The organism is Vreelandella venusta (assembly GCF_044809155.1).
Taxonomy (GTDB): Bacteria; Pseudomonadota; Gammaproteobacteria; order Pseudomonadales; family Halomonadaceae; genus Vreelandella; species Vreelandella venusta_B.
Genome location: NZ_CP085241.1, coordinates 3520874 through 3541250 on the forward strand (window position 1 = coordinate 3520874; position 20377 = coordinate 3541250).

Sequence of the window (20377 nt, forward strand, 5' to 3'; positions counted from 1 at the left end):
GGTTAGCTCCCAGCAGGGCGGCGTTTAGCACGTGGATGGGCGGCGTCATAGCTTTCGGCCAGCTGCTGCCAATCCAGCCGCGTATACACCTGAGTAGTCGATAGGTTGGCATGGCCCAGCAGTTCCTGCACCGCACGCAGATCCTGGCTCGACTCTAATAGATGGCTAGCGAACGAATGACGCAGCCGGTGCGGGTGCAGGTGTTCAGGCAGCCCGCGTACCACCGAAAGCTGCGCCAAGCGCTTCTGGATAGCCCGGTGCCCAAGACGCGCGCCGCGCTGACCCACGAATAGCGCCACTTCACTCTCAACAGCCAGCCCTTCACGACAGGCAAGCCATATGTCCAACGCCTGTTGGGCACGCCTACCCACGGGCACTTGGCGGGGCTTACTGCCTTTGCCGATAACCCGCACGTGATGAGCGGTTAAGTGGTTAAGGTTCAACGCCGTCAGCTCTGCCAAACGTAGGCCGCTAGAGTAAAACAGCTCCAGCATGGCTTGGTCGCGTATCGCCAGCGGCGAGCCATCGTGAGGCGTATCCAAAAAGCGCGCCAGCGCATCCACATCCACGGGCCTGGGCAGATGGCTTGGCTGCTTGGGGGTTCGCAGCAGGCTGACGGGGTTATCCGCAAGCTCCCCTTGCTTAACGAGATAATCCGCAAAGCGCGAGAGCGCAGCGCGTCTGCGCGCCAAGCTTCTGGGGGCGAGTCCACGGCTACGTTCCGCACCTAAAAACGCCCTGAGCAGCGTCGCATCCAGCGCGCTTAGCTCGGTAATACCGCGCTGCTGCGTAAAGCGGCAAAGCGCGGCTAAGTCCTGACGATAAGCTGCTACTGTGGCCGGGCTGGCGTGTGCCGCTAACGCGGTCAAATAGCCGTCGACCTGCTCAGCAATCGGCGTGTTAGGCATGGGGGTCCAGGCGAATCAAAAGCCGCGCAACGATATCACCCAGATACTCGGTAAACAGCGTATCCATGCTGGCGCGGTAGCTCTCAGGGTCAGGGCTGGCAAGCAGCAGATACCCCAGAGGCTCCCCGGCTGAAAGCCTAGAAATGGCGCAGGAACCTGCTCGGCGCGGCGCTTTGGTATGGGGCAGCAGGCACTTCCAGTCGCTAACGCTCAGCTTGGCACAGCGGCTGGTGCGACCATCCAGCAGGGCCGCTAATCGCGCACTGGCGTGCTGATCCAACACGTGCCGAGGCGGCTGTGGCAACGCTGCTTCACTATCGCTTAATGTTGATGGGCACCAGAGCGCCATGGCAGGGGTATCGAAACGCTCGCTTAGCTGGGTGGCCAGGGCTTGGGCCAACGCATCGCGGTCTTGCGCTTCAACCAAAGCCAGCAGCGTTTCTCGTAAGCGGCGGTATTGAGACTCGTTATGCCGTGCGGTTTCCAGCAGGTGTTCTAAGCGGTCTTCCGACGCTTCAGCGCGCTTGCGTAGGTCCATAACCAGCCGCTCAAGCAGCGATACGGCACCCTCTATATGGGGGTGAGGCACCTTAAGCTGCTGCAGTAGCCCTTCCCGACCGACAAAAAAATCAGGGTGTCGGGCCAGCCAAAACGCTACTTGATCGGGGTCGAGCGTTCTGCGCGGCTCGGGGGCTTGTGACATCGCCGTTCTCCTCGAATTAGATGAGTGCTACACGTCCATCAAAGACCCGCGTGGCAGGGCCAACCATCACTAGCGATGCTTCCGGATCAGACCACTCAATGCTGAGCTGGCCACCCGGCAGGTGTACCTTAACCGGACTTTTTAACAGCCCTTGGCGAATGCCGCTGGCCACGGCGGCGCAGGCGCCGGTACCACACGCAAGGGTTTCACCACTGCCGCGCTCAAACACCCGCAGGCGAATTTCACTGGGCGATAGCACCTGCATAAACCCAACGTTCACACGCTTGGGAAAGCGGGGGTGCGACTCTAACAGCGGCCCTAAACGCGCCACTGGCGCACGATCCACATCCTCAACCTGCAGCACCGCATGCGGGTTACCCATGGAAACCACGCCCAGCTGCAGCGTTTCGCCCTCTACGTCTACCTCGTGCAGCGGCTGGTCGCCCGGCGCTTCAAAGGGCAGCGTTGCCGGGTTAAACCGCGGCCTGCCCATGTCTACCCGCACCATGCCGTCGTGCTGAACGTTGAGCACTAACGGGCCACCGGCGGTTTCCACATGGATTTCATGCTTATGGGTCAAGCGCTGGTCGCGCACAAAGCGGGCAAAACAGCGCGCGCCATTGCCGCAGTTTTCCACTTCGCTACCATCAGCGTTATAGATCCGGTAGCGAAAGTCCATTTCTGGGTCGCGGGGCGGCTCAACAACGAGTAACTGGTCAAAGCCAATCCCAAAGCGGCGATCCGCCAGCTGGCGGATCTGCTCATCAAGCAGCCTTGCACGCTGTGTAACTAGGTCAACGACCATAAAATCATTGCCCAGGCCGTGCATTTTGGTGAAGTGCAGCAGCATTTTAGCGCGCCCCTTCCGGCAGCAGCGCCTCGCCGGCCCACAGGCTTTCCAGCGTTTCCCGAGCGCGCACCACGTGGTACGTATCGCCATCCACCATCACCTCAGGAGGGCGCGGGCGGCTGTTGTAGTTCGACGCCATCACAAAACCGTAAGCCCCGGCGGAACGCACCGCCAGCAGATCGCCTTCGGCGATCGCAAGCTCACGCTCTTTGCCCAGGAAGTCGCCGGTTTCACACACAGGGCCGACCACGTCGTAGGTGGATGTCTCGCGAGGCTGGCGGGTATCCACCGGCACGATCGCCTGCCACGCCTGATACAGCGCCGGACGAATCAGGTCGTTCATGGCGGCATCGACAATGGCAAAATTCTTAGTCTCGCCGGGCTTCAAGAACTCTACCCGAGTGAGCATCAGCCCGGCGTTGGCCGCAATAGAGCGACCCGGCTCGAACAGCAGCGTGAGCTTTTCGCCACCTTCCCAGCGGGAGAGGCGCGCCAAAAGCTGGCTCGCGTAATCAAACGGCTGGGGCGGCTTCTCATCGCGGTAAGGCACGCCTAAACCACCACCCAAATCCAGGTGATCAATCTCAATGCCGTGTTCGCGAAGGCGCTCCATCAGCACCAGCAGGCGCTCCAGGGCGTCTAGGAACGGCGCGGTTTCGGTGAGCTGAGAGCCGATGTGGCAATCCAGGCCCGTCACGCGCAGGTTGGGCAGGCTGGCCGCCAACTGGTACACCTCCAGCGCGTCATCCACTGGAATACCAAACTTGTTGTCTTTCAAGCCGGTCGAGATATAGGGGTGAGTGCCTGCGTCCACATCGGGGTTAACCCGCAGCGACACGGAGGCCACTTTGCCAAGCTCGCCCGCTACCGTGTTAAGGCGCTCAAGCTCAGGCCGAGACTCTACGTTAAAGCACTTGATGCCGACTTCCAGCGCCCGCGCCATTTCATGGGGCTGCTTAGCCACGCCAGAAAACACCACTTTGGCGGGGTTGCCGCCCGCTTTTAGCACACGCTCAAGCTCACCCACGGAGACAATATCAAACCCGGCACCCAAGCGGGCCAGCAGGCCCAGCACGGCAAGGTTCGAGTTGGCTTTCACCGCGTAGCAGATCAAGTGTGGGTGGCCGCCAAGCGCTTCGGTGTAGGCACGAAAATGGCGCTCAAGGGTCGCTTTTGAGTAAACGTAGCAGGGCGTGCCCAGCTCGGCAGCCAGCTGCGTTAACGGTACATCTTCGGCGTAGAGCACGCCGTCGCGGTAGTTAAAGTGATCCATTACCCCTCCTGCTCAGCGGCCGAATCATTGGTATCGTCAGGCAAATAAAGCGGCCCTTTCTGGCCACAGCCCGCCAGCAGCAGGGCAGCCATGAGCAGCGCGCTCAGTGTGATGGCACAGCGTTTCATGACACCCCTTTCAGCGCTGCCAGCGCTTCTCGTGCACGGTTTGCAGCGGCGCGCACTTGGTCGGGGGCCGTACCACCAATGTGGTTACGGGCAGCAACCGAGCCTTCCAGCGTCAGCACTTCAAACACGTCCTGCTCAATGATATCGGAGAACTGTTTAAGCTCTTCCAAGGTCATTTCCGAGAGGTCTTTTTTAGTCTTTAAGCCATAAGCCACTGACAAACCAACGATTTCATGGGCATCGCGGAAGGCCACGCCTTTACGCACCAGATAATCAGCGAGGTCTGTCGCCGTGGAGAAGCCGCGCCGCGCCGCTTCGTACATGCTCTCTTTTTTCGGCTCGATGGCGGGCACCATGTCCGCAAACGCTTTTAAGCAGTCGCGCACGGTGTCGACAGCATCAAACAGCGGCTCTTTGTCTTCCTGGTTGTCCTTGTTGTAGGCCAGCGGCTGAGACTTCATCAGCGTCAGCAGCGACATCAGGTGGCCATAAACACGACCGGTTTTACCGCGCACCAGCTCGGGCACGTCCGGGTTTTTCTTCTGCGGCATGATGGAAGAGCCGGTGCAGAAGCGGTCAGGCAGGTCGATAAAATCAAACTGGGCGCTGGTCCACAGCACCAGCTCTTCGCTCATGCGCGATAGGTGCATCATGAGAATGCTGGCGAAGCTGCTGAATTCGATCGCAAAGTCGCGATCCGAGACGGCGTCCAGCGAGTTTTCTGCCGGGCGGTCGAAGCCGAGCAGCTCAGCGGTCACGTGGCGGTCGATGGGGTACGTGGTGCCCGCCAGCGCTGCAGCGCCCAGCGGCATTACGTTCACGCGCTTGCGGCAGTCCAACAGACGCTCGTGGTCGCGGGCCAGCATCTCTTGCCAGGCCAGCAGGTGGTGACCAAAGGTGACCGGCTGAGCGGTTTGCAGGTGCGTGAAACCGGGCATGATGGTGTCGGCCTCGCGGTCGGCGAGTTCAATCATGCCCTCACGCAGGCGGGTCAGCTCAACCTCAATTACGTCAATCTCATCGCGCATAAACAGGCGAATATCGGTGGCCACTTGATCGTTGCGTGAACGCCCAGTGTGCAGCTTCTTGCCGGTAATACCGATTTTATCGGTTAGGCGGGCTTCGATGTTCATGTGCACATCTTCCAGCGGTACCGACCACTGGAATTCACCGCGTTCAATCTCGCCCTGAATCTCGGTCAGGCCGTTAATAATAGCGTCGCGCTCTTCGTCGGTAAGCACGCCTACCCCCGCCAGCATGGTGGCGTGGGCAATCGAGCCTTGGATATCCTGACGCGCCAGGCGCTGGTCGAAATTCACAGACGCGGTAAAGCGTGCAACAAAAGCATCGGTGGGCTCGCTAAAGCGACCGCCCCAAGACTGGTTCGTAGCTTGGCTCATCGGAGAGTTTTCCTGCTGACAAAACTAATGGAATCGTTACGAGAAAGTGTACCAGAGTCGCCGCCCTCAGCGGCATGCCGTTTTCGGTAATGGGCACTCAAGAAGTAGGCGACTCAAAGGTAACGGCGGCGGCAAGCGGTGGCTGTAAAAACGCATAGAGTGCTTCAAGGGGCATGGGCCGAGCGAAGTAGTAACCTTGGAAGTGATCACACTGAAGCGCATTAAAATAGTGAAGCTGCTCGGCGGTTTCGATACCTTCAATCAGTACCTCCAGGCCTAGCTTATTCGCCATCGTCACCACGCCCTCCACAATGGCCGCGTCGCGGGTGTCGCTCACCACTTCACGCACAAAAGAGCGGTCAACCTTGAGCTTATTAATCGGCAGGCGTTTTAAGTAACTCAAGCTAGAGAAGCCCGTGCCAAAATCATCCAACGCTATGTGCACCCCCATTTTACGCAGGGCATGCAGCGCCTGAATGGTGTGCTCGGTGCTATCCATTAACACGCCCTCGGTGAGCTCTAACTCTAATCGCTCAGGTGCAAGCCCGCTCTCTTGCAGCGCTTTGTCTATCGATGCCAAAAAACCTGGCCGCTGAAACTGCATCGGCGACACGTTAACGGCCATGGTCATCGGGCCATGGCCCATCGCGTTAAGCGCGACGGCGTCTCGGCATGCGGTGGCCAGCACCCATTCACTGATGGGCATAATTTGCCCGGTGTCTTCTGCAAGGCCAATAAACTGCACGGGGGGAATATTGCCTCGCTCAGGATGATTCCAGCGAATTAACGCCTCTACCCCGGTTACGCGCCCCAGGCGATCGAGCTGCGGCTGATAGTGAAGTTCAAATTGGTGTTGCTCAATGGCCTGTTGCAGCGCGTGGCGCAAATTCACCCGCTCGGTGACCTTACGATTGAGCTCATCGGTATACCACTGGAAGGTGTTGCGCCCTCGGCGCTTCGCTTTGTACATGGCGAGGTCTGCCTGCTGAATGAGCTGGTGTGGCTCACTCATGGTGCCATCATCCGTGGCAATACCGATGCTGGCAGAAATTCGTAGCTGATTTGTACGGTACCAGTAGGGGGCCGAAATACGCGCAAGCAGGCGCTCAACGACCTGCATGACATCATGCTCGTGGGCTAGATCCGGCAGCAGCACGATAAACTCATCGCCTCCGAAGCGCGCTACGGTATCCCAAGGGCGCAGCTCCTCCTCCAGCCGCTTAGCTACCTCAATCAGCAGGAAATCTCCCACTTCATGGCCCAGGGTGTCATTAATCGGTTTAAAGTCATCCAAGTCGACAAACAGCACCGCCAAGTAGCGATGATAGCGCTTTGCTAATACGCACCCCTGGGCCAACCGCTGGTTGAGCAACAGTCGATTGGGCAGCCCGGTGAGCGTGTCGTGGCTAGCGTTATGGCGTAGCTGTGCTTGATACTCACGCTGCGTGGTGATGTCATTTTGCACGCCAATGAAATGGGTGACGGTGCCGGTTTCATCCCGCACCGGTGAAATATAAAGATCGTTCCAGAACGGCGTCCCGTCGCACCGGTAGTTGCGAATCACCACATGCACTTCACGCTTCGCATTAATACCTTTGCGCAGCTCTAGCCGAGATTCCGGCGCGGTATCTTCTCCCTGAAGAAACCGACAGTTACGTCCCAGCACGGCGTGCCGGGTGTAGCCCGTGATGCGCTCAAAAGCTGCGTTGATATAGACAATGGGCAGATCGTCGCTGAGCGCATCAACGATAATCACGCCGTTAGTGCTCGACTCAACGCTACGCTCTAGCAGCTGTAGCTTTTGCTCGGTGGCTTTACGGTGGCTAATGTCCTGGGTGGAACCTTGTATTTGAAAAATCTCTCCATGCTCATCTCTCACCGCTCTGCCAATGGCTCTCACCCACAGGTGTCGCCCCTGACGCGTCACCAACTCATACTCACCGTCAAAACTGATGCCCGTCTCGCTACACGCTTCAAAATCGCGCCGAAGCTGCTCTCTGGAACCCGGTGCGTAAAACGCAAAAGCCTCTTCCACCGTGGGCTGAAACCCCGGGGGCATGCCATGGATTTGACACAACTCATCTGACCAAACGGGCACGCTGTTAACCACATCGACGTACCAGCCGCCAATCAGCGCAGACTCACCCGCCATTTCTAGCAGCCGTTGATGGCGCACCATCTGCTTCTCAATCGACCTGCGCCAAGTAATATCCCGAGCGATGACATAAATCACCTGACCCCTAGCGGAGGCAGAGACTTCTAACCACAGCCGTTGCCTTGCTTCTGTTAACGCGCGAACATCCAAGGCTTTAAGGGGTTTTCCTTGCAGCACGCCTGCCAGCGCCGTTTCAATGACGGGGTGGTCGTGAGGATCAATGACCGTGTTAAAAGGTCGGCCCAGTAGCGCTTGGCTGGAATAGCCCAGCAACGTTTCCAGCCTAGGGTTAACATTAAGCAACGTGCCCGCCGTGTCGATGCAGCAGAACAGATCCTGTGAAAGCAGGAAAAATTGATCGAGCTGGCCTTGCGGTGTTTCAAGGGGCATCGCGTTACCTAAAAATGTCAGACGCGTTTCAGCGCTATGCTTAAATTTAACCGGTTATTTTTACTGTGTGGCCGGGTGCTTTATCATGAGACTTATCATAGTTCGACGTGCCGTGTAAGCGGCCAAGGGAGAATAACGTGTCATCCATCACTAAATTGCGCATTGCCACGCGTAAAAGCCAGTTGGCCATGTGGCAGGCCGAGTATGTCCGCGACCGTTTGATGGCAGCACACAGCGGTTTGGAAGTCGAGCTGGTTCCGCTCTCTACCAAAGGGGATAAAATTCTCGATACCCCGCTCTCTAAAATTGGCGGTAAAGGGCTGTTTGTCAAAGAGTTGGAAGACGCTATGCTGGATGGCCGCGCCGATATCGCCGTGCACTCCATGAAAGATGTGCCCATGCATTTCCCAGAGGGCCTTGGCCTTTCGGTCATTTTAGATGGCGCCGACCCCACCGATGCCTTTGTTTCCAATCATTATAAAAGCATCGACGAGCTGCCGGAGGGCGCCCGCATTGGTACCGCCAGCCTGCGCCGCGGCCTGCAAATGCGCGAGGCCCGACCGGATCTTCAGATCCTTAATCTACGCGGTAATGTGCAAACCCGCTTGGCAAAATTAGACGATGGCGAATTTGATGCAATTATTCTGGCCACCTCTGGCCTGCAGCGTTTAGGCCTTGACGCACGTATCGCCCAAGCCTTACCGCCTGAAATTTGTCTACCTGCCTGTGGCCAAGGAGCGCTGGGTATTGAGTGCCGCTTGCACGACCCGGAACTGATCGGTTTGCTGGCTCCTCTGGATGACCCTGACACCGCCACCCGCGTGCGCGCTGAACGGGCCATGAACACCCGCTTAGAAGGCGGCTGCCAAGTGCCTATCGGTGGTCATGCAGTTCTCGATAAAGACAATGAAACCATTTGGCTGCGCGGCTTAGTGGGTAATCCTGAAGGCACCGAAGTGCTGCGGGCTGAAGGCAGTGGCTCCATTCATGAGCCGGAAGCACTCGGTATTCGTATAGCGGAAGATCTGCTTGACCAAGGCGCTGGCGATATTCTAGCCGAGGTTTACGGCCGCAACGTATGACCCAGCCGGTACTGATTTGTCGCCCTGGAGAACGCGGCGCAGCGCTTGCCGCCGCGCTGCGTGCCCAAGGCGCGCGGGTCGAATCCCTTGATGTTATGCAGCTTGAAGCGCTGCCGGAGACACCGGCTCAGCGCAGAATCTGGCTGGATATTGATCAGTACCATAAGATAGTAGTGGTCAGCCCCTTCGCCGCCGACTGTTTAAGCGACGCGTTGGATCGCTATTGGCCACAGCTTCCCGTAGGGATTGACTATTACTGTGTAGGCAGCGCCACCGCCGAGACCCTTTATAACCTGCTGGGTGTGCGCGTCCACATTCCCTCACCGGCACGCGGTGAAGATACCAGTGAAGCGCTTCTGGCGCTGGCCTCGCTGAAAACGCTGCCCCATCAGCGGGTGCTATTAGTAGCAGGTGAAGGCGGCCGCACGCTCCTCACTGAGACCTTGACTGCACGCGGCGCACACGTCACCCGCGTAGAAGTGTATCGGCGAGTCTATCAACCGCCCTCGGCGGCTATGCAGCAACATCTTAAAAGCGGCGATTACCGGGCGTTAATTGCTACCAGCGGCGAACTGCTTGAACATCTGGCAAAATGGTGTAATCAAGCAGCGTTGAACCAACCGCTAATCGTTTCCAGTCACCGTTTAGCTACACTGGCCGGTAAACTGGGTTTTTGTGACCTCAAGGTGGCGTCGGGAGCAACGCCGGCTGCACTAGCAGCCGCGTTGGATCGGTCCTGCAACCCATAGGGTGCCGATGTCGATCAAGGAACTTAATAAGGGCTAGCGACAGATGAGCAAACAACTAAACGATCAGGAAGGCGTACACAAGTCGCCTGCCGATGCATCCCAAGAGGGCGCTACGCAGAGCGATACCGCCGTGTCCGCCTCTTCCAATAGCGAGCCTACGGGGTCAAGCACTACCTCGGCATCCTCCTCTTACGCCGCTAAGAACAGCCGTTCCCGGCGACGCAACAAAGGCGGACACACACCCGCCGACACCAAAAAAGACACCGCCAGTGCCGCACCGGAAGCACCCACCAGCAGCACTAAAAAAGACGAACCCGCCCCCAAACAGGCGGCCGGTAGCAGCACATCGAGCGCCAACAACAGCGCCAAAGGCACCGCCACACCGCCACCATCGAACGCTGGAGGGCATAACAGCCGCCCCTCAGGTAGTGGCAGCAATGGCGGTGGGAACGGTGGCGGTAATACCAGCGGCAAAGGTGGCGTTCTCGCCATCGCGCTAGTGATTATTCTAGCGGTGGCCTTAGCCCTCGTTGCTTGGCAAGGCTGGCAGCGTCTGGATAGTCAGCAGCAGCGCATTGATGCGTTGACTCAGCAGACTGAAGACAGCGCCTCGCAGCAGGCCGTTAGCGACCTTGAGTCACGGATCGAAAGCGGCGAAGCCGAGCGCAGCCAAGCGCTAGAAGGCACTCTGAGCGAGCTGCGCAGCGAGCTAGACAGCTATCGCAGCGAAATGAACAGCACCCTGGATGACGTGCTGGCCCAGCTCTCCCAAGAGCAGGAAACCGACGAACGCGACTGGCTACATGCCGAAGCCGCCTACCTGCTGCGCTTAGCGAATCAACGCCTGCAGCTGGAAGGCGATGTTGATGGCGCAGCCGCCCTGCTGCGTAGCGCTGATGCTCGCCTGGTAGACGCCGACAACCCCGCGCTAACCGCGGTACGTCGTGAGATTGCCAACGAGCTGGCCGCGCTGGATGCCGTTCCCCGTGTTGACCGTACCGGTATTTATTTAGCGCTGAACGCCCAGCAGGAACGCATCGCGGGCCTACGTCTTTCTCAGGAAGTAGAAGAGCGTGCCGTCACCTCTGGCATCGAACAGCCGCCTAGCGGCAACTTCCAGCGCCAGCTCGCACGCTTTGGCGAAGAGCTAAAAGACCTGGTTGTTATTCGTCATCACGATGAAGCGCTGGAAACGCTAATTACTCCAGAGCAAGAGACCTACCTGCGCCAAAGCCTGCGCCTCGTGCTTGAGCAGTCGCAGCTCGCCCTTCTCAAAGAAGAGCAGGAACTTTATGAAGCCAGCCTTGATAAAGCTCTGGAACTGCTTAATGGCTACTACGACACCGAGCGTGAAGAGACACAGAGCGTCATGGCTCGCCTGGAAGAGCTAAAGCAAACCGAGGTAACGCCAGAGCTACCCGATATCAGCGCGTCACAGCAGGCACTCGCGAACTTCATTGAAAACCGCTTCGAGACGCGTCGCCAAGGCGGAGGTGAAGCATGAGAAAACTCATCCTTCTTATTGTCGCAGGCCTTGCTGTAGGTGCCCTATTTGGGCACCTAATGATGGCGGTGCCCGGCTACTGGCTGATTCGTGTCGGTGAAACCTCGGTACAGACCTCGTTCTGGTTCGGCTTAGTCCTGCTGCTGGGTGTATTTATCGTGCTGCACTTTACGCTGCGCCTGCTGACGGGGATTATTCGGCCGATGGGCCGCTTCCGTACCTGGAACAGCCGCGCCCGTAATCGTCGTGCCATGAAACGCACCGTACGTGGTTTGGTGGCGCTCACCGAAGGCCGCTGGAAGAAAGCGGAGAAAACCCTGGTACACGCCGCTAACGACTCCAGCACGCCGCTGGTGAACTACCTCTCGGCGGCGTTGGCAGCCCACTACCAAGGCCATCACGAGAAGTCTCAGGAGCATTTGAACCAGGCCCAGCTCACCACCGAAGGTGCAGATACCGCGATCGGCCTAATGCAAGCGCAGTTGATGATCGACCGTCAGCAGCCCGAAGATGCGCTAGCAATTCTTAACCGTTTGGATAAGAAACTGGCCAACCATCCCCAAGTGCTCAAGATGCTTAAACAGGTGCATCTCAGCGTTAACGATTGGGAAGGGCTACGCCGCCTGATTCCTCGCCTCGCCGCGCAAAAGCTGATTACCCAGCAAGAGCGTGAGCAGCTTGAGTTCAAAGCCTACCGTGAACTGATCGTATTTGAGGCCAAAAACCCCACGAATATCGAGCGCGTGCGCGGGCTATGGGCCGATATGCCGGACTACCTGCGCGGGAATACCGAGCTGATTGTGCTCTACACCGAAGCCTTGCTCCAATCGAACGAAGAGCCTATCGCTGAGCGGCTGCTCAATCACTCGCTGGATAATCACTGGGATGCGCGCCTGGTAAAACGTTACGGCCTGCTTAACGTTGATGCCGCACGTCAGCTGGTGAAAGCAGAGAAATGGCTGCAAGAGCGCCCCAACGACCCAGAACTGCTGTTGGCCTGTGGGCGCCTGTCGCTGCGTATTGGCCAGTGGGAAAAAGCGCTGGAATACTTCGAAGCCAGCCAGCGCCAGCGCCCCAATGGCGAAGTATGTGCCGAGCTTGCCCGCCTCTACGCCAGCATGGGCGAGCACAACAAGAGCCAGCTCTACTACCGTCATAGCGTGGATATGCTGGCTAAGTCACTGCCTTCGCTTCCGCAACCAAGCGATGCCAATGACAGCAAGCAAAGTGAGCCAAACAAAGCGGTTAAGAAAAGCGCTTAACGCTGTTAAAAAGCTACCACCGAAAAGGGTGCCTAACCGGCACCCTTTTTATCGTTAACGTATTTTGCTATTCGCTAGGCAAGCACAGCGTCTAACGCCGCGCGATAGCCTTGCACGCCCAGCCCTGCAATCACGCCATCGGCGCGTAGCGATACATAGGAGTGGTGCCGAAAGGCTTCGCGTTTATGAACATTCGACAGGTGCACTTCAATCACTTTGCCATCAAAGGCATTGAGCGCATCGAGAATGGCAACCGAGGTATGGGTATAGGCCGCCGGGTTAATAATAATCGCCTGGGTGCCATCAAGCCGGGCGGCGTGGATCGCATCAATCAAGACGCCTTCATGGTTACTTTGAAAGCAGGTGATGTCCCAGTCGGCCGTTACCGCTTTCTCACGCAAAAGGTTATTCACATCTTCTAACGTCTCATAGCCGTAGATCTCTGGCTGTCGGCTGCCCAACAAATTCAAGTTTGGGCCATGTAGTACCAATACTTTTCCCTTAGGCATACCGCTCTCCTAAATACCCTGTGGTAACGTCTATTGATCAATGAATGCATAGCATTGGTTCTATCACTTTAAGTGGAGCGCCACCAGCGCACCGCTCAAATAGCCATGTAAGGCCCTTTAATATGACGCTTCCGCTGTATTTAGGCTTACCCATGTGGGCCAACCAGGACTGGCTGGGCAGCTTATATCCCCGCCATGCTAAAACGGGGCTTTTAAGTGACTATGCATCGGTCTTTTCAAGTGTCGAAGGCAACACCACCTTTTACAGCGGTGCACCAAAGCCAGAAACGGTGGCGACCTGGGCGCGCCTAGCGCCGGCTCACTTTCGTTTTTGTTTTAAACTGCCTTCAAGTGTTACCCACGACCAGCGTTTAACCCGCTTAGCAGACGCTTGGGCATTTTTAGACGCGCTGACGCCACTGCACGACCGTCTTGGCCCTACGATGGTGCAACTGCCAAGGGATTTTGGTCCTCAAGAGCTATGTAAACTTGAAGCGCTACTCGCACAGTGGCCCGCTCACTTACCGTGTGCGGTTGAAGTGCGCCATCCAGCGTTTTTTCAAAAAGGCGTCGCTGAGAAAGCCCTTAATCAATTGTTGATAACTTATGCGGCGAACCGTGTCATGCTTGATGTGCGCCCAATCTTTTCCACCCCCGCCAATGGCCATCCAGGGCTTGCCCATGCCCAACAGGAAAAGCCGAAAGTCCCATTACACGTGCTTTCCACGGCACAGCAGCCGGTGATTCGCTTCATTGGCCATATTGACAAAGCCATTAATAGCAGCTACTTCGGCCCGTGGAAATCCCGCCTTGCCCTGTGGATAAGTCAGGGGAAAACCCCTTTCTTATTTGTGCATACCGCTGATAATCGAGAATCGCCTGAGATGGCACGCAGGCTCTATAGAGAATTACAGGCGCTGACGCCGCTGCCCACCCTGCCAGCATTTGCTGGCGATAAGCAGAGCCAACTGTTTTAAACAGCCTTTTTAGCTGTGTTTACTGGCAAGCGCTCTTTCTATCGGATAAATTGCGTCTACTTTCGGAAAATAACGCTGGAAAATAACTTTTCCTTGTCGTTCAGTTTTCTGAAAATTAGCATTTTACGATAGCAGCACCTTATTAATTACAATTGAACCTATATAGAAGGTGAAACATGGCAAAACTTGCACATGCGCAGTGGTCATCGAAGATGGCCTTTGTGCTCGCAGCCGCAGGGTCGGCAGTGGGTTTAGGGAATATTTGGCGTTTCTCTTACATGGTCGGCGACAGCGGCGGCGCCGCGTTCGTACTGGTCTATCTCGCCTGTGTGGCACTGGTGGGCCTGCCTATTCTAGTGGCAGAGTGGATGATTGGTCGTCGTGGCCAAAAAAATCCGATTAACACCATGGCTGAGCTGGCGGCTAACCACGGCAAATCAAAAGCCTGGGCGCTGATTGGCGTTAGCGGCGTATTAGCCGCGTTTTTGATCTTGTCGTTTTACAGTGTGATTGGTGGCTGGTCGCTGAACTACACGCTCAGCTCGGTCATTGGCACCTTTAACGGCCAAGATGCCGACGGTATTAGCGGCTTGTTTGGCGGCATGCTGGGAAGCCCTGTCACACTGCTGCTCTGGCATACCGCCTTTATGGTGCTGGTGGTTGGTATCGTGGCACGCGGTGTCACTAAAGGGCTTGAGAGTGCTGCGCGTTTGTTAATGCCTGCGCTCATCATATTAATGCTGATACTCGTAGGTTACGGCGTGGCCAGCGGTTATTTTGGCGAAGCACTGGCCTTTATGTTCCGCCCTGATTGGAGTGCCCTGAACGGTGGCGTAGTACTCGCCGCTATGGGCCAAGCGTTTTTCACGCTGTCGCTGGGTATGGGCATCATGATGGCTTACGGCTCGTACTTAGGAGAAGATGTTAACCTGATTAGCACTGCGCGCACGGTGATTATTCTGGATACCGTCATCGCGCTGCTAGCCGGTTTAGCTATCTTCCCGATTGTCTTCGCCAATGGCTTAAGCGCCGGTGAAGGCCCAGGCTTGATCTTCGTCACGCTGCCGCTCGCGTTTGGTAACATGGCAGGCGGCACCATTTTAGGCCTTATGTTCTTCCTATTGCTCACCTTTGCCGCTTTAACCTCCGCCATTTCCCTACTTGAACCCACAGTGGAAATGCTGGAAGAGCGCACATCAATGACGCGCGTCACTGCGACGTTAGCAAGCGGTGCAGGCGTATGGTTACTGGGTATCGCGGCGCTGCTGTCGTTTAACGTGTGGTCAGAGGTGCTCTTCTTTGGCCTGAATATTTTTGACCTACTAGATACCTTTACCAGCAAAATTCTGCTGCCGTTAACGGGCCTAGGCGCGATTGTATTTGTGGCATGGTGCTTGAAGCGTGAAAGCGTAGAAGCTGAGCTGGGCCTCTCTGCAACGGGGGTCAGCCTATGGAACATCATCGCACGCTATGTAGCGCCCGTTGGCGTTATCATTGTGTTTGTGACAGGCCTTATTTGAGCCTTTACTAAGGCCCTAAAAAAGCCAAGCAAACAGCCGCCCTGCTTCATAGCGGGGCGGTTTCGTTTAAATGCTAGTGCAGTTCGCTTTCTTGCTCGTACTCGGGCAAGGGAGCAATATCCCGCGACAACTTCTGAAACTCCCGATGTAACTCTATTCCCCTACGCGCCCTTAAGCTGCGCTGGGCAGAGCTGCGCCGTTGCTCGGCGTGCTCATCGACCTGCATGCTCATAAAGATGTCGAGCAATTCGTTTTTTACCGAGGTGATTCGTTCGACGTTTCTCATAATCGACGTTCCTCCAGGTGAATATGCCTACGTCCACCTGCATCCGTGACGACTGATTTTTTAAATGATGCAGTGCGGCACTTCACTTCTTACTATAACCTACTTGACAAAATGATGACGAATTCTGCTCAAATGTCTTAACGGCATTTAAACGCCTTTAGGTTAGGCTTGGCTCACGCATTGGCATGCCATCTTAAATCGCCTGCCGCAGCGCTGAGCCAGATGATGAAGCGCCATTTAAAAACGAACGTTTTAAACAGATTTATTTTGTCGTACTGTAATCCTTTGTTTTTGAGCACCCAAGGAGCTGACTGTGAGCCGCGCCCTGTTCGATGAAATGAGACGCCGCATGGAGCACTTTCGTCGCTCCGAACAAAAGGTCGCGCGGTTTGTGCTGCGCAATCCTGACGAAGTGATCCATATGCGAATTGTGGATCTCGCCACGGAAGCCAAAGTGAGCGAACCCACCGTGGTGCGTTTCTGCCGCGCATTGGGCTGCAATGGCTTCCAGGACTTCAAACTGCAGCTAGCGCAAATGCTGGCGAGCGGCAGCCAGTTCGCCCAGTTCTCCATGAACGATAGCGACTCGGTCGCAGAGTTTTCCCACAGCATCTTCGACTCGACCGTGGGCACGCTACTATCGGTGCGCGACCGGCTTGATAACGACGCGTTAGGGAAAGCCGTTAATGCCCTGGCCATGGCCAACCGGGTTGAATTCTATGGCTTTGGGGCGTCTGGCGCGGTGGCCTTCGATGCCCAGCACAAGTTCTTCCGCCTGCAGATTTCCACCTCGGCCTATGCCGACCCGCACATGCAGAACATGTCTGCAGTAACGCTCAAAGAGGGCGACGTGGTGGTGGCGATCTCCCAAACGGGCCGCACCAAAGCGCTGGTGGCTAGCGTGCGTTTAGCCCGCGATGCGGGCGCCACGGTAATTGGCCTCTGCCCCAGCGACTCCCCGCTGGCCAGTGAAGTCAGCTTGCCGCTGTACATTGACGTTCATGAAGACACCGAGATCTACACGCCGCTCAGCTCGCGTATTGCCCACCTCGTGCTTATCGACGTATTAGCAGTTGGCGTTGCCAAAACCCGTGGGCCGAAACTTGCCGAACAGTTGAAGGCGGTTAAAAAGAGCCTGAACACCCTGCGCTACCCCGAAGATAGCTAAGCGCTCATCCTGTATACACAGCCAGTTCCTTGGCTGTGCTAAACTGGCTGCCCATTTTCGAACCGGCAGCGGCTTATATGGACGACGTCACGGCGATTCTTGATCAGCTCAACCCCGCCCAACGCGAGGCGGTTAGCGCCCCCCAGGGCAATCTACTCGTGCTGGCGGGCGCGGGGTCGGGTAAAACCCGCGTGCTGGTTCACCGCATCGCTTGGCTAATGCAGGCCGAAGGGCTCTCTCCCTACGCCCTGCTGGCGGTGACGTTTACCAATAAAGCGGCGCGGGAAATGCGCACTCGTCTAGAGGCGCTGCTCGGCATCTCCATGCGCCACGTATGGGTCGGCACTTTCCACTCCATCGCCCACCGTCTCTTGCGCACCCACTGGCAGGATGCCCGGCTACCCCAGCACTTCCAAATCATCGACTCCGATGACCAGCTGCGGCTGATCAAGCGGCTGCTGAAAGATTACGCGATTGATGACGAGCGCTACCCGCCCCGCCAAGTGCAGGGGTTTATCTCTGGCTGCAAAGAGGAGGGCCTACGCCCTTTCCAGGTCAATGTCGACGGCGATGCGTACCTGGGCCAGATGGTTGAACTTTACGAGCGCTACCAGCTCACCTGCGAACGCGGCGGGCTGGTCGATTTCGGTGAACTGCTGCTGAGAAGCCTGGAGTTACTGCGCGACAACCCAGCGCTGTTACGGCACTACCAGGAACGTTTCGGTCATGTCCTGGTGGATGAGTTTCAGGACACCAACACCCTGCAGTATGCCTGGCTAAAGCTGCTCACCGGCATGAAGACGCCGATGACCGCCGTCGGTGATGATGATCAGTCCATCTACGGCTGGCGCGGTGCCAAAGTGGAAAATATCCGCCGCTTTGAAGAAGAGTTTCCCAACACGCTCACCGTGCGTCTAGAGCAGAACTATCGCTCTACCAGCGCGATTCTAGAAGCGGCTAATACGCTGATTAGCCATAACAGCGAGCGGCTGGGTAAAAACCTATGGACCGATGGCGTTGAGGGCGAACCGATTTCCGTCTATGCCGGGTTTAACGACCTGGAAGAAGCTCGCTATATCGTCGATACCATCAAAGAGAAGGTCGATGACGGTTTTAACCGCCGGGACGTGGCGATTCTCTACCGCTCCAACGCCCAGTCGCGGCTGCTAGAAGAGACACTGATTCGCCAGGGCATGCCCTACCGAATTTACGGCGGCCACCGTTTCTACGAGCGCTTAGAGATCAAAAATGCCCTGGCGTATTTGCGCCTACTGCTTAACCGTGATGACGATGCCTCTTTAGAGCGGGTGATCAACGTGCCTACCCGAGGCATCGGCACCCGCACGGTGGAAATTGTTCGCCACCGCGCCCGGGAGCAAAGCGTGCCGCTATGGCAAGCGCTCCATGACGCCATCAACGACGGTACCTTAAAGGGCCGAGCCGCGAATGCGGTACAAGCCTTCGCCAACCTGATAGAACAGTTGGATAACGACGCCGCCGGGCTGCCTCTGCACGAAATCATCGACCACGTCACCGCGCATACCGGACTGATTGAGCACCATAAAAGCGAGCGCGGCGAGAAGGGCCAAGCGCGGGTGGAAAACTTAGAAGAGCTGGTTACCGCCGCCCGTGCCTTTACCCATGGCGATGCCTTTGAAACGCCCGAGGCAGGCGAAGGCATGGCAGCGCTGGAAGCGTTTCTTTCTGAGGCGGCGCTTAACGCCGGTGACCACGAAGCGGAAGAGTTTGAGGACAGCGTTCAACTGATGACGCTGCACTCAGCCAAAGGGTTGGAATTCCCCGTGGTGTTTATTGCCGGCGTTGAAGAAGGATTGTTTCCCCACAAAATGTCACTGGAAGAGCCGGGCAGGCTCGAAGAGGAGCGGCGCCTCTGCTACGTCGGCGTCACCCGGGCCATGCAAAAGCTTTATCTCACCCATGCCGAAACACGCCGCCTGCACGGCAAAGAGGTATTTCCACGGCCTTCGCGCTTTTTACGCGAACTCCCCCCCCACCTGCTGGAAGAAGTGCGCCTGCGCGGGCATATTTCTCGCCCTGTCACCGCGTCACGTACCTCCTTTGCCCAACAAAGCATTGAGAGTGACGGTGACCTGCCCAGCCTGCACGTCGGCCAGCGAGTGGCACACCCGGTGTTTGGTGAAGGGATTATCTTAAACGCCGAGGGCGAAGGCGCCCGCGCCCGGGTGCAAGTCAGCTTTGAAGGTAATGGCATTAAGTGGCTAGTGCTGGGGTTTGCGAAACTAACGCCACTTTAAGCGTCCCTTCTGGCGTTGAGGGCAATGGCTTGCCGATTAAATCGGGGTTAGCGCATACTGGCAAACGGACACGGTGCTTTCCAGCACGTTGACAAAAATATCCTATAATTTCCGGAGTCTTGCTCATTATGCAACGCCGCAACTTCCTTAAAGCCGCCGGCCTTGGCGCCGCCGGTGTCGCCGCCGCCCCCTTCGTTTCCACCGCCAGCGCTAACGAAACCTACACCTGGGATATGGTGACCTCCTGGCCGAAAAACTTTCCCGCACTCGGTACCGGCGCGAATGACTTCGCCCGTCGGGTAGAGCAGCTCTCTAATGGCCGTATGCGTATTCGCGTACACGGTGCGGGTGAGCTTGTGCCAGCACTGGAAGTGTTTGACGCCGTCGCCGCCGGCACCGCTGAAATGGGCCACTCCGCCGCTTATTACTGGCGCGGAAAAGTCGCCGCCTCGCAGTTTTTTACTGCCGTGCCGTTCGGCATGAATACCACTGAGATGAACGCCTGGTTATACCACGGCGGTGGTCAAGAGCTGTGGGATGAGATTTACGCTAACCACAACCTCAAGCCCTTTGCAGTCGGTAATACAGGCACCCAGATGGCGGGCTGGTTTAAAAAAGAGATTAACTCTCTGGCCGATATGCAGGGCCTTCGCCTACGGCTACCGGGGCTGGCGGGCGAAGCGATGAACGGCATCGGAGTAACTACCGTTAATATGCCCGGCTCAGAAATCTTTACCTCGCTGCAAACCGGCGTGTTGGACGCTGCCGACTGGGTAGGCCCTTATAATGATATGGCGTTTGGCCTGCACCAAGTGGCGGATTACTACTACACATCGGTGTGGAATGAGCCGACCGCCGTGCTAGAAGGCACCGTTAACCTAGACGCCTGGAACGCCCTACCCGAAGATCTTCAGGACGTTATCCGCGAAGCAGCGCGAGCCTCTAACCTGGCCATGATCAGCGAATTCGCCTATCGCAACGCGCAAGCGCTGGAAACACTGGTCGACGAGCACGGCGTGCAGCTGCGTACATTCCCCGAAGACGTCATGGCTGCCCTTTATGAATCCTCCAAAGAAGCGATTCAGCGCCAGGTAGACGGCGACGAGGAGTCGCGCCGTGTTTGGGAGTCGTATTCAGCGTTCCAGGAAGTGCTGCGTCCGTTTAGCGATGTGGGTGAGTACGCTTACCTAAGAAACCGCGCAGAGCTAAATGCGTAGTCGCTTTCAACACGCGAGGA

General features: G+C 56.9%; 18 protein-coding genes. 9 read left to right on the forward strand and 9 right to left on the reverse strand.

Annotated features, from left to right (window positions below):
* Positions 1-2: 2 nt before the first annotated feature.
* From LG301_RS16290 to LG301_RS16320, 7 genes are all read right to left on the reverse strand, one after another.
* Positions 3-908 (reverse strand): tyrosine recombinase XerC, encoded by a 906-nt coding sequence (locus LG301_RS16290; protein ID WP_404472187.1) that lies wholly within the window; start codon positions 906-908, stop codon positions 3-5.
* Complete coding sequence (locus tag LG301_RS16295) at positions 901-1611, reverse strand: DUF484 family protein (RefSeq protein ID WP_404472188.1); 711 nt, start codon at positions 1609-1611, stop codon at positions 901-903. The genes LG301_RS16290 and LG301_RS16295 overlap by 8 nt, the downstream gene beginning before the upstream one ends.
* Before the next feature lie 16 nt (positions 1612-1627).
* Positions 1628-2461 carry a diaminopimelate epimerase gene (gene dapF, locus LG301_RS16300; protein WP_404472189.1) on the reverse strand — a complete coding sequence of 278 codons (834 nt, stop codon included), beginning with the start codon at positions 2459-2461 and terminating at the stop codon, positions 1628-1630.
* A 1-nt stretch (position 2462) separates the two neighbouring features.
* A complete protein-coding gene (gene lysA, locus LG301_RS16305; protein WP_404472190.1) occupies positions 2463-3734 on the reverse strand; it encodes a diaminopimelate decarboxylase in 1272 nt (423 codons plus the stop codon).
* Complete coding sequence (locus LG301_RS16310; protein ID WP_188639640.1) at positions 3734-3862, reverse strand: lipoprotein; 129 nt, start codon at positions 3860-3862, stop codon at positions 3734-3736. The genes lysA and LG301_RS16310 overlap by 1 nt, the downstream gene beginning before the upstream one ends.
* Positions 3859-5262 carry an argininosuccinate lyase gene (gene argH / locus LG301_RS16315; RefSeq protein ID WP_404472191.1) on the reverse strand — a complete coding sequence of 468 codons (1404 nt, stop codon included), beginning with the start codon at positions 5260-5262 and terminating at the stop codon, positions 3859-3861. Before argH ends, LG301_RS16310 begins: the two co-directional genes overlap by 4 nt.
* A gap of 97 nt (positions 5263-5359) precedes the next feature.
* Positions 5360-7807 carry an EAL domain-containing protein gene (locus LG301_RS16320; protein ID WP_404472192.1) on the reverse strand — a complete coding sequence of 816 codons (2448 nt, stop codon included), beginning with the start codon at positions 7805-7807 and terminating at the stop codon, positions 5360-5362.
* Between the two features lie 137 nt (positions 7808-7944).
* Here LG301_RS16320 and hemC point away from each other — a divergent pair, with 137 nt between their 5' ends.
* The 4 genes from hemC to LG301_RS16340 are packed head-to-tail and all read left to right on the forward strand — an operon-like array spanning position 7945 to position 12404.
* A complete protein-coding gene (gene hemC / locus LG301_RS16325; protein WP_404472193.1) occupies positions 7945-8889 on the forward strand; it encodes a hydroxymethylbilane synthase in 945 nt (314 codons plus the stop codon).
* Positions 8886-9638, forward strand: a complete 753-nt coding sequence (locus tag LG301_RS16330; protein WP_404472194.1) for a uroporphyrinogen-III synthase — start codon at positions 8886-8888, stop codon at positions 9636-9638. The genes hemC and LG301_RS16330 overlap by 4 nt, the downstream gene beginning before the upstream one ends.
* Before the next feature lie 43 nt (positions 9639-9681).
* The gene (locus LG301_RS16335; protein WP_404472195.1) at positions 9682-11142 is read left to right on the forward strand and encodes a uroporphyrinogen-III C-methyltransferase; all 1461 of its coding nucleotides are present in this window, start codon (positions 9682-9684) and stop codon (positions 11140-11142) included.
* Complete coding sequence (locus LG301_RS16340; RefSeq protein WP_404472196.1) at positions 11139-12404, forward strand: heme biosynthesis HemY N-terminal domain-containing protein; 1266 nt, start codon at positions 11139-11141, stop codon at positions 12402-12404. Before LG301_RS16335 ends, LG301_RS16340 begins: the two co-directional genes overlap by 4 nt.
* Before the next feature lie 74 nt (positions 12405-12478).
* Here the strand turns inward: LG301_RS16340 and aroQ are convergent, their stop codons facing one another.
* Positions 12479-12913 (reverse strand): type II 3-dehydroquinate dehydratase, encoded by a 435-nt coding sequence (gene aroQ, locus LG301_RS16345; RefSeq protein WP_404472197.1) that lies wholly within the window; start codon positions 12911-12913, stop codon positions 12479-12481.
* 122 nt (positions 12914-13035) lie between these two features.
* Between aroQ and LG301_RS16350 the strand changes: the two genes are divergently transcribed.
* Together LG301_RS16350 and LG301_RS16355 are read left to right on the forward strand one after the other, a co-directional pair.
* Positions 13036-13890: a DUF72 domain-containing protein gene (locus tag LG301_RS16350; RefSeq protein WP_404472198.1), complete on the forward strand. Its 855-nt coding sequence runs from the start codon at positions 13036-13038 to the stop codon at positions 13888-13890.
* Positions 13891-14066: 176 nt separating this feature from the next.
* Positions 14067-15410 (forward strand): sodium-dependent transporter, encoded by a 1344-nt coding sequence (locus LG301_RS16355; RefSeq protein WP_404472199.1) that lies wholly within the window; start codon positions 14067-14069, stop codon positions 15408-15410.
* Between the two features lie 73 nt (positions 15411-15483).
* On the opposite strand, the gene LG301_RS16360 is transcribed toward LG301_RS16355, so the two are convergent.
* The gene (locus LG301_RS16360) at positions 15484-15696 is read right to left on the reverse strand and encodes a PA3496 family putative envelope integrity protein (RefSeq protein ID WP_404472200.1); all 213 of its coding nucleotides are present in this window, start codon (positions 15694-15696) and stop codon (positions 15484-15486) included.
* Between the two features lie 313 nt (positions 15697-16009).
* Here LG301_RS16360 and hexR point away from each other — a divergent pair, with 313 nt between their 5' ends.
* From hexR to LG301_RS16375, 3 genes are all read left to right on the forward strand, one after another.
* The gene (hexR, locus tag LG301_RS16365) at positions 16010-16864 is read left to right on the forward strand and encodes a transcriptional regulator HexR (RefSeq protein ID WP_263066666.1); all 855 of its coding nucleotides are present in this window, start codon (positions 16010-16012) and stop codon (positions 16862-16864) included.
* A gap of 77 nt (positions 16865-16941) precedes the next feature.
* On the forward strand, positions 16942-19140 hold the full coding sequence (uvrD, locus tag LG301_RS16370) for a DNA helicase II (protein WP_404472201.1): 2199 nt from the start codon (positions 16942-16944) through the stop codon (positions 19138-19140).
* Positions 19141-19268: 128 nt separating this feature from the next.
* Complete coding sequence (locus LG301_RS16375) at positions 19269-20357, forward strand: TRAP transporter substrate-binding protein (protein WP_404472202.1); 1089 nt, start codon at positions 19269-19271, stop codon at positions 20355-20357.
* The last annotated feature ends 20 nt before the right edge of the window (positions 20358-20377 follow it).

What these genes read in the sequence shown, in the direction of transcription:
- dapF (WP_404472189.1), bottom strand. Translation starts at nt 2,461, where the DNA reads ATGCTGCTGCACTTCACCAAAATGCACGGCCTGGGCAATGATTTTATG.
- LG301_RS16310 (WP_188639640.1), bottom strand. Translation starts at nt 3,862, where the DNA reads ATGAAACGCTGTGCCATCACACTGAGCGCGCTGCTCATGGCTGCCCTG.
- lysA (WP_404472190.1), bottom strand. Translation starts at nt 3,734, where the DNA reads ATGGATCACTTTAACTACCGCGACGGCGTGCTCTACGCCGAAGATGTA.
- LG301_RS16335 (WP_404472195.1), top strand. Translation starts at nt 9,682, where the DNA reads ATGAGCAAACAACTAAACGATCAGGAAGGCGTACACAAGTCGCCTGCC.
- uvrD (WP_404472201.1), top strand. Translation starts at nt 16,942, where the DNA reads ATGGACGACGTCACGGCGATTCTTGATCAGCTCAACCCCGCCCAACGC.
- LG301_RS16295 (WP_404472188.1), bottom strand. Translation starts at nt 1,611, where the DNA reads ATGTCACAAGCCCCCGAGCCGCGCAGAACGCTCGACCCCGATCAAGTA.
- LG301_RS16290 (WP_404472187.1), bottom strand. Translation starts at nt 908, where the DNA reads ATGCCTAACACGCCGATTGCTGAGCAGGTCGACGGCTATTTGACCGCG.
- LG301_RS16375 (WP_404472202.1), top strand. Translation starts at nt 19,269, where the DNA reads ATGCAACGCCGCAACTTCCTTAAAGCCGCCGGCCTTGGCGCCGCCGGT.
- LG301_RS16330 (WP_404472194.1), top strand. Translation starts at nt 8,886, where the DNA reads ATGACCCAGCCGGTACTGATTTGTCGCCCTGGAGAACGCGGCGCAGCG.
- LG301_RS16340 (WP_404472196.1), top strand. Translation starts at nt 11,139, where the DNA reads ATGAGAAAACTCATCCTTCTTATTGTCGCAGGCCTTGCTGTAGGTGCC.
- LG301_RS16320 (WP_404472192.1), bottom strand. Translation starts at nt 7,807, where the DNA reads ATGCCCCTTGAAACACCGCAAGGCCAGCTCGATCAATTTTTCCTGCTT.
- LG301_RS16350 (WP_404472198.1), top strand. Translation starts at nt 13,036, where the DNA reads ATGACGCTTCCGCTGTATTTAGGCTTACCCATGTGGGCCAACCAGGAC.
- argH (WP_404472191.1), bottom strand. Translation starts at nt 5,262, where the DNA reads ATGAGCCAAGCTACGAACCAGTCTTGGGGCGGTCGCTTTAGCGAGCCC.
- LG301_RS16355 (WP_404472199.1), top strand. Translation starts at nt 14,067, where the DNA reads ATGGCAAAACTTGCACATGCGCAGTGGTCATCGAAGATGGCCTTTGTG.
- aroQ (WP_404472197.1), bottom strand. Translation starts at nt 12,913, where the DNA reads ATGCCTAAGGGAAAAGTATTGGTACTACATGGCCCAAACTTGAATTTG.
- LG301_RS16360 (WP_404472200.1), bottom strand. Translation starts at nt 15,696, where the DNA reads ATGAGAAACGTCGAACGAATCACCTCGGTAAAAAACGAATTGCTCGAC.